12 protein-coding genes are annotated in these 13,311 nt (G+C 67.6%); 4 read left to right on the top strand and 8 right to left on the bottom strand.

Features of this window, described 5'->3' with window-relative positions:
- Nucleotides 1-5: 5 nt before the first annotated feature.
- The 5 genes from rhaI to ASD37_RS00700 all read right to left on the bottom strand — a co-directional run bounded on the left by rhaI (nucleotide 6) and on the right by ASD37_RS00700 (nucleotide 6,838).
- Nucleotides 6-1,151: an L-rhamnose isomerase gene (gene rhaI / locus ASD37_RS00720; RefSeq protein ID WP_056546637.1), complete on the bottom strand. Its 1,146-nt coding sequence runs from the start codon at nucleotides 1,149-1,151 to the stop codon at nucleotides 6-8.
- Nucleotides 1,148-2,491, bottom strand: coding sequence for an MFS transporter (locus ASD37_RS00715; protein ID WP_056546634.1), 1,344 nt, complete (start codon nucleotides 2,489-2,491; stop codon nucleotides 1,148-1,150). Before ASD37_RS00715 ends, rhaI begins: the two co-directional genes overlap by 4 nt.
- A gap of 8 nt (nucleotides 2,492-2,499) precedes the next feature.
- Nucleotides 2,500-2,838 carry an L-rhamnose mutarotase gene (locus ASD37_RS00710; RefSeq protein WP_056549567.1) on the bottom strand — a complete coding sequence of 113 codons (339 nt, stop codon included), beginning with the start codon at nucleotides 2,836-2,838 and terminating at the stop codon, nucleotides 2,500-2,502.
- Nucleotides 2,839-2,991: 153 nt separating this feature from the next.
- Nucleotides 2,992-4,464, bottom strand: a complete 1,473-nt coding sequence (locus ASD37_RS00705) for an acetyl-CoA acetyltransferase (protein ID WP_056546631.1) — start codon at nucleotides 4,462-4,464, stop codon at nucleotides 2,992-2,994.
- Between the two features lie 16 nt (nucleotides 4,465-4,480).
- Complete coding sequence (locus tag ASD37_RS00700) at nucleotides 4,481-6,838, bottom strand: CoA transferase (protein ID WP_056546629.1); 2,358 nt, start codon at nucleotides 6,836-6,838, stop codon at nucleotides 4,481-4,483.
- Between the two features lie 121 nt (nucleotides 6,839-6,959).
- On the opposite strand from ASD37_RS00700, the gene ASD37_RS00695 reads away from it, so the two are divergent.
- A complete protein-coding gene (locus tag ASD37_RS00695) occupies nucleotides 6,960-7,724 on the top strand; it encodes a CPBP family intramembrane glutamic endopeptidase (protein WP_056549565.1) in 765 nt (254 codons plus the stop codon).
- Between the two features lie 33 nt (nucleotides 7,725-7,757).
- Here ASD37_RS00695 and ASD37_RS00690 read toward each other — a convergent pair whose 3' ends face one another.
- A complete protein-coding gene (locus ASD37_RS00690; RefSeq protein WP_056546626.1) occupies nucleotides 7,758-8,060 on the bottom strand; it encodes a GlsB/YeaQ/YmgE family stress response membrane protein in 303 nt (100 codons plus the stop codon).
- A gap of 120 nt (nucleotides 8,061-8,180) precedes the next feature.
- On the bottom strand, nucleotides 8,181-9,140 hold the full coding sequence (locus tag ASD37_RS00685; RefSeq protein WP_056546623.1) for an APA family fibronectin-binding glycoprotein: 960 nt from the start codon (nucleotides 9,138-9,140) through the stop codon (nucleotides 8,181-8,183).
- Nucleotides 9,141-9,489: 349 nt separating this feature from the next.
- Between ASD37_RS00685 and ASD37_RS00680 the strand changes: the two genes are divergently transcribed.
- The 3 genes from ASD37_RS00680 to ASD37_RS00670 all read left to right on the top strand — a co-directional run bounded on the left by ASD37_RS00680 (nucleotide 9,490) and on the right by ASD37_RS00670 (nucleotide 12,682).
- Entirely contained in the window at nucleotides 9,490-10,161 is a 672-nt protein-coding gene (locus ASD37_RS00680) for an SDR family oxidoreductase (RefSeq protein ID WP_056549563.1), read from the top strand.
- Nucleotides 10,162-10,236: 75 nt separating this feature from the next.
- Entirely contained in the window at nucleotides 10,237-11,166 is a 930-nt protein-coding gene (locus ASD37_RS00675; protein ID WP_056546620.1) for an LLM class F420-dependent oxidoreductase, read from the top strand.
- A 130-nt stretch (nucleotides 11,167-11,296) separates the two neighbouring features.
- Nucleotides 11,297-12,682, top strand: coding sequence for an NAD(P)/FAD-dependent oxidoreductase (locus ASD37_RS00670; RefSeq protein ID WP_056546617.1), 1,386 nt, complete (start codon nucleotides 11,297-11,299; stop codon nucleotides 12,680-12,682).
- On the opposite strand, the gene ASD37_RS00665 is transcribed toward ASD37_RS00670, so the two are convergent.
- Nucleotides 12,679-13,308: an urease accessory protein UreD gene (locus tag ASD37_RS00665; RefSeq protein ID WP_056546614.1), complete on the bottom strand. Its 630-nt coding sequence runs from the start codon at nucleotides 13,306-13,308 to the stop codon at nucleotides 12,679-12,681. The two genes, ASD37_RS00670 and ASD37_RS00665, sit on opposite strands and share 4 nt — an antisense overlap.
- Between the last annotated feature and the right edge of the window lie 3 nt (nucleotides 13,309-13,311).

Below are 13,311 nucleotides of genomic sequence, written 5' to 3'. Positions count from 1 at the left end.
GGTGGTCATGCTCCCCACGAAGATTGGGTGCCGCCGACGCGTTCGGCGGCGACGGTGTCCTGGTAGCCCGATTCGGCGAAGGCACGCATCGGATGTTCGGGAAGGCCGCGGTCGGCGCGCCACCGAGCCATCGCCGGTCGGACGTCTGTGTAGAAGGCGTCCATGAAGATCTCGTTGGCGCCAAGCACGTCACCGGATTCCTGTGCGACGGCCAGCGCGTCCGCGTCGACGAGCTGTGCCCGGGCGGTCATCTCGGCCACGTTGAGCACCGAGCGGATCTGGCCGGGGATCTTCGCCTCGACGTTGTGGCATTGGTCCAACATCAGCGAGAGGTCGCTGCCGGCATCAAGACCACCGCCGCGGATCACCTCGAACATGATGCGGAACAGCTGGAACGGATCGGCCGCCCCGACGATGAGGTCGTCGTCGGCGTAGAACCGGGAGTTGAAGTCGAACGACCCCAGCTTTCCCAACCGGAGCAACTGCGCGACGATGAATTCGATGTTGGTGCCTGGCGCGTGGTGGCCGGTGTCGAGGCACACCTTCGCGCGCTCGCCGAGGGCCGAGACCTGCACGTAGGAGGTGCCCCAGTCCGGGACGTCGGTCATGTACATCGCGGGCTCGAAGAACTTGTACTCCAACACCATTCGCTGGCCTTCGCCGATGTGCTGGTAGATGGTGGCCAGCGACTCGGCCAGCCGATCCTGACGCCCGCGGATGTCACCCTGGCCGGGGTAGTTGGTGCCGTCCGCCAGCCAGATCTTGAGATCCTGCGAACCGGTCTGGTTCATGATCTCGATACAGGCCAGGTGGTGGTCGATCGCCTTCTGCCGGACCATCTTGTCCACGTGGGTCAGGCTGCCGAACTTGTAGTCGTCGTCCTGGAAGGTGTTGGAGTTGACCGTCCCCAGCGCCACGCCGTGCTCGGCGGCGTGCGCGGCCAAGGCGGCGTAGTCGTCGACCCGGTCCCACGGGATGTGCAGGGCGACCGTGGGCGCCATCCCGGTGAAGCGGTGCACCGTCGCCGCGTCGGCGATCTTCTCTTCGATCGTGCGCGGGGTGCCGGGCGTACCGAACACCTTGAATCGAGTGCCGGAGTTTCCGAACGCCCACGAGGGCAGTTCAATGGCTACATTGTCGAGCAGATTCATCGGACTGCCTCCTCCGTCGCGGTCGAACTCTCCACACCATCATTGTCCGTCGCTGCGCTCGCCTGCGGGCCGTACCGCTCGAGTTCGATCTGCCGCAATGACTTTCCTCTCGTCTCCGGAGCCCAGACGGCACCGATCACCAGCGCCACCGTCAGCAGGCCGATGAGCAGAAGTCCGACACCCGTGAGCCCGGTGACCGCCAGCAACGTCGGGAAGAAGTAGCTCAGCAGCCCGGTGAAGCTGCGCACGACGCAGAACATCACGCCCTGGGCACTGGCCCGGTACGGGGTGGCGAACAGTTCGCTCGCCCAGAGGCTGTAGAACGCCTGCGCGCCGATGCCTGCCGAGACACCCCAGAGGACGGCGAAGGCCAGCATCGTCGGCACGCCACCGTCGGTGAACGCCACCAGCACGATCCAGCCGGCGATGCCGAGCGCGGCGCCGATGACGTACAGCAGCCGCTGCGACATCCGGTCGGCGTACCGCATGAAGCCGAAGTACGTCGCGGCCACGGTGCAGCCCCACACAAGAACCTGCAGCATGTTCTGGGCGACGGGGCTGTGCAGTCCGGCGGCGTCGTACACGCGTGGCATGAAGATGCCAGCCTGACCGGCGACGGTGTTCCAGAACAGGTAGATGCCGCCGAGGAACAGCAGCGCGGCGATGTTGACCTTGCGGGAGAACAGACCGCGCAGACCGCGCAGGCCAACCGCGTTGGCAACGGGAACCGATTCCTGCTGACCTTCCTCCGTCCAAATGGTCGACTCCGCGAGACCCTGGCGCACCCACCAGACGACGGCGGCGACGACGAACAGGTGCAGGAAGATCAAGCGCGATCCGAGCAGTCCCATGGGAGCCAGCGCGGCAGCCAGCCCGAATCCGATCAGTGGGCCAACCGACCAGGCCAACTGGGCGGTGCCGACGTGCTTGGCGCGACCGTCGGTCGGCGCTTGCTCGGCGATGTAGGTCCACGAGGCGGGGACGCCTGCGCCGACGGCGAGGCCGGTGATCACGAAGGCGGCCAACAGCATTGCGTAGTTGACGGCGAACGCGGCCAGCAGCACGCCGGCCATGTAGACCAGCAGGTCGTAGGTGTAGATCGCCTTGCGGCCATACCGATCACACAGCGGACCGCCGAGGATCGCGCCGATGGCGGCTCCGAAGGCGTTGGCGCTCAACGCCGCCAGCAGCCCGACGGCGAAGTTGCCGATGTTGAACTCCGACTGCCAGAAGGCCAGGCTGGTGGCGATCGCGATGATCGACCCGGCTTCGATGTAGTTGGACATGGCGACCGCGATGGTCGCCCGCCAACCCGTCGTCGTGCGTGCTCCGATTTTCATGGGTTCCTTCAGTCGAGGTGGAAGTACTCGGTGAGCGGCGTCATCGCTTGGTCGGGTTGGACCCCGGCGGGGTTCTCGAAGAAGTCGGACATGCCGGCCTGCCAGCGAGCGTTGACCTCGGTGGCGGCCATGCGCGACTGGGCTGCCGCGAAGTCGTCGGTTTCGAGGTAGCCGACGACGAGCCCGTCGTCGGGTCGGACGAACAGCGAATAGTTGTGCCAGCCGGCCTCGCTCAGCGCCTCGAGCATCTCGGGCCAGACGTGTTCGTGGGCGGCGACGTACTCGTCGATGCGTTCGGGCTTGAGGTGCAGAACGAAGCACACCCGGGTGACCGCGGCTTGAACCACCACTCGCCTCCAACTTGATTGAAACGTTTCAATACGTGATGACGCTCACGATATGCAGCATCGGCGACGAAGTCAACACCACCCCCCATCGCGATTTGCGGTCGCTAAGGAGCGCTCAGCGCTCCTGAAACGCCGCAAATCACCGGGGGCGGACTACAGGAGGGTGGCGGTCCCGTCGGCGTTGACCCGGACCTTCACGCCCGCGATGTCTTCGCGAACGCTCGTCTCGGCCTCCGACGCGTCGGTGACGACGGCGAGGGCACGGGTGTCGTCGGGAGTGCGCACCGCGAGGAAGACCTTCTCGGCCGCGCCTTCACGACTGACCGGCGTCGTCCACGACTCGACGATCCCGGTGCCTTCCCAATGGTCCTCGGCAACCACGGTCGGCTCGGCGTCGACCGCGGCTTGCACGTCCTCCCAACGGAACTCGCCCGTCGGCGGCTCGGTGCCGTAGACACCGAAGCTGTGCTTGGTCAGGTATCCGCCGTTGGCCGTCACCAGGCCCAGCGTGCCGGGCGAGGCCACCAGCCTCTCGGCCATGGTGGCGATGGAATGGGTGACGTAGTTGTTCCACGGTCCGCCCGCGAACGTCAGGCCGCCGGTGACGGTCAACGCCCGCTCGCCGTCGAGCGGGATGCCGAGTTCGCGCGCCGCCACCTGCACGGCCGACGGGAAGCACGAGTACAGGTCGACGAAGTCCATGTCCTCGACGCCCTTCCCCGCCAACTCGAGCGCCCGACCGCCGGCGATGCGGATGGCGGGCGACCGGTCGAACGCCGCCCGCTCGGCGATCAGATAGGTGTCGTGTGCGTCGGTTCCGGCGTACGGGAAAACCCAACTGTCCGTCGGGATCTGGAGTTGCCGTGCCTTCTCCACCGACGTCAGGATCAGCACGGCGCCCTGGTCGACCATGTTGTTGGAGTTCATCAGCTTGGTATACGGCCAGCTGATCATCCGGTTGCTCGCGCTGGGCTCCGAAATCTCCTCGGCGGTCACGGGATTGCGGTTCCAGGCGTGCGGATTCCCTTGGGCGACGGCGCTGAACCCCGCCCAGAGTTCACCGATCCGGCGGCGGTGTTCGTCTGGCGTCTCCCCCGCCGAGATCCGCAACGCCTGCTCGAACATCGGATAGACGTACGACGGCCGGTCCAGCTGAATGCGGAGCTCTACCGGCCCCGCCAAAACGAATTCGTCGTCGGCCCCGTGCGGCACCGGCACCGAGTCGTCCTGCTGCGTGTAGTGAAGCTTGCCGCCTGCCGCCCGGACCTTCGTCCGGGTACGCCACGTCTCGGCACCCGCGATCAGCACGGTGTCCACGCTGCCCGACTGAATGTCCAGGCACGCCTGATTGACCAGGGACTGCGGCACGTTGCCGCCGATGCTGGTGTAACGCCCCTCGGCTCCGACCGCCCCGATCCGTTCGGCAAGCAGCACACCGGGATTGCGGTACCGCCACGACAGCAGGTTGACGATGCGCACCGAGTCGACGGCTTCGAGCACCCTGGAGTCGACTGCGGCGCGGGCCGCCCGCTCCATCAGGTCGACGGGCTCCACCGTCGGGTCGCTGTCGTGCTGGCTGACCTGTCCGTAGCCGACGAGCACTGGTGTTCTGGGATCAAGGGGCACGATGGCCTTTCTTCCGTTACGCGAGAGGAGGGTTGGGGGTCCACGTGAAGAGCACGCCGTCGGCGATCAAGCGGTCGGTCTCGGTCGCGTCGAGGTCGAGCACCTCGCCGACGACCCGTCGAGTGTGTTCGCCCGGCATCGGCGCGGGCCGCATTGGCGCATCGGGGATCCGCCGGAACGGCGCGGGGTGGGTCTCGCTCGACATGGGTGCCGCGAACAGCGGATGCACCATGTCGGCGTACAGGCCGCGGAAGACGAGCTGCGGATCGGCGAGGACGTCCACCGCGCGGTTCATCGGTCCGGCGGGAACACCTGCCGCCTGCACCGCCTCGACCACCTCGGCCTTGTTCCTGACAATCGTCCACCGTCCCACCAGGTCGACGAATTCGTCTGCTGCAGAGGGCAGCTCGGTCACACCGAGAACCTCCGCCAACGACGTCCGGTCGGCGTCCGAGCGCACGGAGATCACACACCACTCGTCGTCACCCCCACACGGGTACACGGCGTGCAGCGCGTCGTCGTCGACGACGGCCAGCCCGGCTGCCCTGGCGGTGTCGGTGACGTAGGACGTGGCGAGCTGGTTGACGGCGGCTTCGGCCTGCGAGACGTGCACGTGCGCACCGGAATCACCCCGGTCGATCAAGGCGGCAAGGGTGGCGATCGCCGTGATCCGCGCGACGACGTGGTCGGGAAAGATGGTCGTCGAGTCGTAGAACCCGGTGTCCTCGGGATCGTCCGAGGTCCACAGCCGGCTGACACCGGTGGTGGCCCGCACCAGCGGGCCGTAGCCCATTCGATCGCTCCACGGCCCGGTCGCGCCAAACGCGCTGCTCTCGGCCAGCACGACGCGTGGATGGACCTTTGCCAGCTCGTCGTGGGAGAACCCAAGGGCTGCAAGCGTTCCCGGCTTGAAGTTGGCGAACACCGCGTCGGAGGCCGACACCAGGCGCCGAAAGAGCGAGGCTCCCTCCGGGGAGCGTAGATCCAGTCCGAGGCTGGACTCGTTGCGATGGGTCAACGCCCACGACCTGCTCATCGGTTGCCCGGGCGGGGTCTGGCGAAGGCCGTCGGGGTACGCCGCGCTCTCCACCTTGATCACCTCGGCGCCGTGGTCGGCGAACAGCCGACCGAGTTCACCGCCCGCGACGATGACCCCGAGGTCGAGCACACGCAGCCCCTCGAACGGCTGGCGGCCCGGCTCGACGGTCGGCGCACCCGTCGGGCGGACGGTCTCCAACCAGCCGGCGTCGCCGTCTCCCGGCTGCGGGCTGGGTCGCGCGATTCCGGCCCGCCGCCCGTCGACCACGAACACACCGGCCGGCACGGACAGCGCCGTGCCGGCGCCGATCTCGACGTCGGTCAGCGCGCCGACGGACTGAAAGTGCTCCGAGGCCAACGCTTCCGCTGGGGTGAACACGGCGGCGATCGGCACGCCTCGACGCTGCCCCTCGGCGACGAGGGCGTCCATCGTCTGCGGAGCGAACAACTCCCCGATCGCGGCGTTGAGTTCCGCCGACGCCAGGAAGCGGGCGATGATCGTCTCGAACTTCGGATCGGCGAACTGCTCTGGTTCGCCGAGCCAGGCCCGCATGCCGTGCCATTGCCGCGCCGACAGCAGACAGATCCTGACGAACCCGTCGCGGCACGGGAAGGTCGGGTAGATCTGCTGGTTGCGGGGGCGTCCCCGCCACAGCTCGCCGGACTTCTTCTTCCCGACGGCCGCCTGCCCCTCCGACCCGAATGGTGGATCGAGGCATTGGACGACGGCTTCGTAGCGCGAGAAGTCGACGTAGTCGCCGCTGCCGGAACGCAATCGGTGGTAATACGCGACGAGGGCCACCCAGGCCGCCTGAACCGCGGCCGTCGAGGAGGCCAGCCCGGAGGGCGGCAGGACGGGACGGCCCACCGTCGGACCAGACCGCGACAACGCCGTCGACATCGCATAGAACACGGAGTCGGTGCCCAGCCAGCCCGCGTGTGGACCCGTCGTCCCGAAGTCGGTGATCTCGAGCGCGACGAGGTGCGGGTGCTGCTCCGCCAGGTCCGAGACCGACGGCCCGTAGGCCGACGCGCCGCCCGCTCCCCCGCCGTCGACCAGGATGTCGGCGGTGGCGACCACGTCGGCGAAGCGCTCGCGGTCGCCCGCGTCGGCGGGGTCGAGCACGATGCTGCGCTTGTTCGCGTTGTTCAGGGCAAAGGCGACCGACGCCCCCGCCACGGTCGGCCGGGCCACTCGATGTGGCGCCCCGCCCGGCGTCTCGACCACGAGCACGTCGGCTCCGAGGTCGGCGAAGATTCTGCCGACACCGTCCGAATCCGGGCCGCCGAGGTCCAGCACCCTCGTCGACGACAAAAGCTGACACGTGTCAAGCATGCGGATCAGTATCGTTCAGCAGCCGGTGGCCGCACGGGCCGGGTCGGCGTCCGACGGTGGCAACTGCAAGAAACCGGCATTGACCTGCAGACATGGGCTGCTCACGTATGCTCAGCGGGTTATGTCCGACGTCGCAACGGCCGAAGCGCCGCCCCACCCGCTGATCGGTCAGCTGGCGGCCCTGCATCACTTCCGGGTGTACGTCGACGTCGGCGTCGTGGTGGTCGTGCTGATCATGACGAACCTCCTCGCACACTTCACCACCCCTCTCGCCAACGTCGTCGTGGTTCCGGCAGCCGCGATCGGCCTCGTGCTGCTGGTGCGCTCGAGAGGCTTGGGCTGGACGGAGCTCGGGCTCGGCCGTGACCATTGGCGCTCCGGTGCCTGGTACGCCGTCGGCGCCGTAGCCCTGGTCGGGACGGTCATCGGCGTCGGAGCACTGCTCCCGTGGACCCGTCCGATGTTCATGAACGACCACTACGCCACCATGTCCGGGGCGCTGCTCGCGTCGATGATCATCATTCCGCTGCAAACGGTGATCCCCGAGGAGCTCGCGTTCCGCGGGGTGCTGCACGGCGCACTCGACCGGGCCTGGGGTTTCCGGGGAGTCGCCGCCGCGGGTTCGGTCCTGTTCGGCATGTGGCACATCGCCACGTCGTTCGGCTTGACCAGTAGCAATGTCGGCTTCACCGATCTGTTCGGCTCAGGCGTCCTCGGCATGGTCGCAGGGATCGTGATGGCCGTGATCGCCACTGGTGCGGCCGGATTCGTCTTCACGTGGCTGCGCAGGCGAAGCGGCAGCCTGATCGCGCCGATCGCGTTGCACTGGTCGCTCAACGGCCTTGGCGCACTTGCCGCGGCTGCGGTCTGGCACCTCTCCACCTAGGCCCCGCCGCTGGCGGGGGCAATCAGACCGCGGCTACCTCTTGCGGACCGCCCCCACGATGGCCAGCAGGATCACCGAACCGAGGACTGCGGTGAAGAGCGTGAACCACCATCCGCCCGCCGCGGTGTCGACGACGAAGCTCAGAAGGAACCCGCCGATCAGCGCGCCGACGATGCCGATGACGATGTTGAGCAGAATGCCCGAGCCGCCGCCCTTGACGATCTTGCCGGCGATCCAGCCCGCGAGGGCGCCAATGATGATGTATCCGATCCATCCCACGCTGGTGAGCGTGCTGGATCGTTCGGCGAGAAACGCCGTTGCCGCGACCACGTCCATGACGAACTCCTGCCAGTAGCCGAACTGGTCCGGCGACGTCGCCGGGCCAGCTACCGGTCTACCCGCCGACGATAACGATTAGACGCACGAAATGTGCACGGTCGTCCGTCGATCGTCGGGTCAGCCGGCCGGCATCATTCCGGGAGGCGCGTCCGTCACGGGGACGGGGACGCCGACGCCGGGACGGGCCGGCGGCGCGTTGGGATCAGGCGCGGGTGCGTTGGGATCCGGCGCAGGCGGCGGCGGTGGTGGCGGCGGGGTGAACGAGCGGATCGACTGTGCGAGCGTCGCAGCGGCACCCTTGTCGACGGGGTGGTTCGCCGAACCCAGCCACACGACGAACCAGCGCTCGGGAGTCCGCTGACCGCGGGGCGCTCCCGGGGGTGGGACGTCACCGACGACGCCGGCCCAGATCTGACCGTTCGGCTTGGCCGGGTCGGTGAACTTGACCTCGTATGAAGAGAACGCGCCGGGCAGCCCGGCCGCGTCGAGTGGGCCAGCTTCCTGGCCCTGACGGGTGCCGGCGAACGGCATGAAGAACTCGCCCATGTCGGACGCCAACCTGGTGGCGGCCTTCGCGTTGTCGGTCTCGGCGCCGGCGAAGAGCTTCAGGTCGAGACGACCGAGCAGGACGCTGGTGTCCGACGGTGCCTCAGCGCCCGCCTCGGGGACCTTGGTGAGCAGGGCCTGTCCGTACGACAGCTGCGTGTTGTCCGAGACCTTCCAGCCGGCGGGAACGACGTAACTGAAGCCGCCGGCGGCGTTGTCGACGCGGCCTGGCTCTGGTGGCGGTGCGGGCGGCACGTTGGGATCCACCGGCGGCGCGGCGTTGGGATCGGCGGGCGGCGGTGGCGGTGCGTTCGGATCCACCGGGGCCGGCGCAGGAGCAGGCACGGGAGCGGGGGCCGGCAGGGGCGCAGGCGCCGGGGCGGGCGCCGGGGCCGGAACCGGCTCGGGGGCCGGAACGGGATCGGCGTGAGCCACGGTGCCGGGAAGTACGACTGTCGCGGCAGTGAGGCCGGCAAGGGCGGCCGCGGCCAGAGCCTTGCGGAAGCGCCTGCGTCGAGGAGGGTGCAGCATGAGGAAGAAACTACCGTGTTACGGCCGTGACGCAAGTGTGAGTTGCGAATGAAGTGCCAAACTTGGAGATTGCTGTGCAACGAAACCGCGTGGCGGGGGCACATACTGCAGATTGCTGAGCGCGTGCGGGCACGGCGCAGCGCCCGCGCGGTGCGCGGGTGTCTGCTCTGGATTGATCGTGATCGCGGCGGCCGCCGTTACCGGGCGGGATGCATCGACGCTTTCCGTTTTGACGGCGATGTCCGAAGTCAGCCGTTGCACGCGAGTCGAGTTTCGTCCAGAAGCTACTGTCCAGTAACATGATCGGCGACTCGCTGGGTTCAGCGTCGAACACGAGGAGGTCGGGATGATGGACGTGCTGCTTACCGGTGGTGACACCGAACTGGGGCGCATCATCGCCGAGGGATTCCGCGACGCGGGGCACCAGGTCGTCATAGCGGGCTCACGGCGCGACGAGCTCGAGGTCGCCGCCAAGGAGCTCGACGTCGACTCGATCGTCTTCGACAACACCGACCCGGCCAGCCTCGAAGAGGCCCGCAGCCAGTTCCCCCATCACCTCGACACGATCGTCAACGTGCCAGCGCACCGCTGGGATGGCGGCGACCCCCGCACCTACTCGCTGTCCGAGCGTGCTGCTGCGTGGCGGACGGCGCTGGACACCACCGTGTTGTCGGCAGTGTTGACCGTGCAAATCCTCGGCGACCATCTGCGCTCGGGCGGCTCGATTGTCAACGTCGTCGGCGACAACGCCACCGAGGGCAGCCCCGAAGCAGCCATCAAGGCCGCGTTGTCCAACTGGACTGCGGGACAAGCGACCCACTTCGGGATCCGGGGCATCACGCTCAACGCGATCGCGTCGGGACGGGGCGCCGAGCCCGGGTACGACGGCATCGCAAGCGCGTCACCGTCGATCGCCGCGGAGATCACCCGGTTGGCGTTGTTCCTGACCACACCTGCGGCACGCCACATCACCGGGCAGACGTTGCACGTCAGCCACGGGGCTCTCGCCAGCTTCTCCTGACCTCGGATTTATTCCGGCGTCAGCCCACAGCGAAACGGGGTTCCCGTTCCGGTTGGCGTGGTTAGGGTCACACAGGTGACCATTCGACTCGGACTTCAAATCCCCAACTTTTCCTACGGCACCGGTATCGAGCAGCTCTTTCCCACGGTGATCGCCCAGGCGCAGGAAGCCGAGGCCGCCGGCTTCGACTCCGTCTTCGTGATGGACCACTTTTACCAACTGCCCGGACTTGGCACGCCCGACCAGCCCATGCTCGAGGCCTACACCGCCCTCGGCGCCCTGGCGGCGTCCACCAAGAGCGTTCAGCTCGGCACCCTCGTCACCGGCAACACCTACCGCAACCCGACGCTGCTCGCGAAGGCGATCACCACGCTCGACGTCATCAGCCAGGGCCGCGCGATCCTCGGCATCGGCACCGGCTGGTTCGAACTCGAGCACGACTCGCTGGGCTATGACTTCGGCACCTTCACCGACCGGTTCAACCGCCTCGGTGAAGCGCTGCAGATCATCCTGCCCATGCTCGAGGGTGAGCGGCCGACGTTCTCCGGCAAGTACTACAAGACCCAAGAGGCGATGGCCGAGCCACGCTTCCGGGACCACATTCCGCTGATGATCGGCGGCAGCGGCGAGAAGAAGACGATTCCGTTGGCCGCCAAGCACTTCGACCACCTCAACATCATCGCCGGCTTCGACGAGCTCCCCCGCAAGCTCCAGGTGGTCAAGGAGAACTGCGAGAAGATCGACCGGGATCCGGCGACGCTCGAAACCAGCATGCTCGTCGTCGCGATCATCGGCGAGGGCGTCACCGCCGAATTCATTCCGGAGGACTTCCGGCAGCAGGCGGTCTACGGCAGCCCCGAGCAGGTCGCCGAGCAGGTGAAGGAGAAGGTGCTCGACGCCGGCGTCGACGGTGTCATCCTCAGCCCCGTCACCAGCATCGACGGGTACCACCCCGGCCAGGTCACCGCCGTCGGCGAGCTGCTCAAGCCGCTGCTCAACGGGTAAACGGCAGGGGTACGGAGCGAAGACCACACGTGTCCGCGGAGTGCGGTGGGTTATCTCACCGCACTCCGGGGAACGGGTCCGACTAACCTAGAGGTTGTACTGGACAGGTTTTCGCACGCGAGGAGCAGCAATGAGCCACCCCGGAGCTACGGCAACGGATCGGCATAAGGTCGTCATCATCGGTTCTGGGTTCGGCGGTCTCAACACCGCCCAGAAGCTCAAGAGGGCCGACGTCGACGTCAAGCTGATCGCCCGCACGACGCATCACCTCTTCCAGCCCCTGCTCTACCAGGTGGCCACCGGCATCATCTCCGAAGGCGAGATCGCCCCGCCCACGCGTCTGATCCTGCGCAAGCAGGAGAACGCCCAGGTGCTGCTCGGCGACGTCACCCACGTCGACCTCGAAGCCAAGACGGTGACCTCCGAGCTGCTCGGCCACGACTACGTGACGCCGTATGACAGCCTCGTCATCGCAGCTGGCGCGGGCCAGTCGTACTTCGGCAACGACCACTTCGCCGAGTTCGCCCCCGGCATGAAGTCCATCGACGACGCGCTGGAACTCCGCGGCCGCATCCTCGGCGCATTCGAGCAGGCCGAACGCTCCAGCGACCCCGAGCGCCGCAAGAAGCTGCTGACCTTCGTGGTCGTCGGCGCGGGCCCGACCGGTGTCGAGATGGCCGGGCAGATTCAGGAACTTGCCGACCAGACCCTGAAGGGCAGCTTCCGGCACATCGACCCCACCGAAGCGCACGTCATCCTCTTGGACGCCGCGCCGGCGGTACTTCCCCCGATGGGCAAGAAACTCGGCCTCAAGGCGCAGGCGCGTCTCGAGAAGATGGGCGTCGAGGTCCAGCTGAACGCCATGGTCACCGACGTCGACCGCAACGGCATCACCGTCAAGGACGCCGACGGCACCATTCGGCGCATCGAGGCGGCCTGCAAGGTGTGGTCCGCCGGTGTGCAGGCCAGCCCGCTGGGCCGCGACCTCGCCGAGCAGTCAGAGACCGAGATCGACCGCGCCGGCCGCGTGAAGGTGCTCCCCGATCTGTCGATTCCCGGCCACCCGAACGTGTTCGTCATCGGCGACATGGCCTTCGTCGAAGGCGTGCCCGGCATGGCGCAAGGTGCCATCCAGGGCGCCAAGTACGTCGCCAAGATCATCCAGAACGAGTCCAACGCGCGCGAGCACGGCACGATCCCCAAGCCCCGCGAACCGTTCAGCTACTTCGACAAGGGCTCGATGGCGACGGTCTCCAAGTACAACGCCGTCGCACAGGTCGGCAAGCTCGAGTTCGGCGGCTTCATCGCGTGGCTGGCATGGCTTGGCCTCCACCTGATCTACCTGGTGGGCTTCAAGACGAAGGTGGCCACCCTGATGTCGTGGGCCGTCACGTTCCTCAGTCGGGAGCGCGGTCAGCTGACCATCACCGAGCAGCAGGCCTATGCCAGAACGCGGCTCGAGCAACTCGAGGACATGGCGGCCTCGATGCGAGAGACAGAAAAGGCCGCCAGCTAGCGCAACCGGTCGCCCTGCCAGGTCGCGAGGCACCCGCCCGCGGCGAGTTCGAGCGTCGTGCCCTTGGCCTCGAACGTGGCTTCTGGGTACCGCAGTTCGCTGACGCAGGCGCGTGGCGCGCCGAGTTCGTCGTCGGTCACCGAACCGGCGCCGAGCTCGACGCGGTGCCGTAGCAGCGGCCCGCCGTCGGTGTCTGCGTGCACGGAACCCGACCAAAAGCCTTGGCGCTCATTCGATCTGCCGATCTGTACGCGCTCGCGCAGGCGCACCCGGCCGTGGTCGCCGAGCGTCAGCCGGGTCGACGTCACGTGCCTCGCGGATCCGGCCACGATGGTCGGCTGCGGATCGAGATCGAGCACGCCGTCGACCTCGAGATCCCAACACGCCCTGGACTCCATGGTCACCGTGCCAGGCATCGCCATCGTGGCCGCGGCACTGCGCACGCGCAGGACCGCTCCGGTTTCGACCACCACCCGGAACCTCATTGTGTCCCCGCCCAGCGGCGTCGCCGCCGCCGAGACCAGATGCACGGTGTCGGTCTCGGTGCGGCGACCCGCGACCCCGCCGAGGCACTCGATGCGTGGCGCGCGGCCGGGGGACGCGACGATCAGGACCTCCGAGATCATCTG

It is taken from the genome of Mycobacterium sp. Root135 (assembly GCF_001426545.1).
In the GTDB taxonomy this organism is placed as follows: domain Bacteria; phylum Actinomycetota; class Actinomycetes; order Mycobacteriales; family Mycobacteriaceae; genus Mycobacterium.
This window is presented reverse-complemented; position numbering and strand designations above follow the sequence as displayed.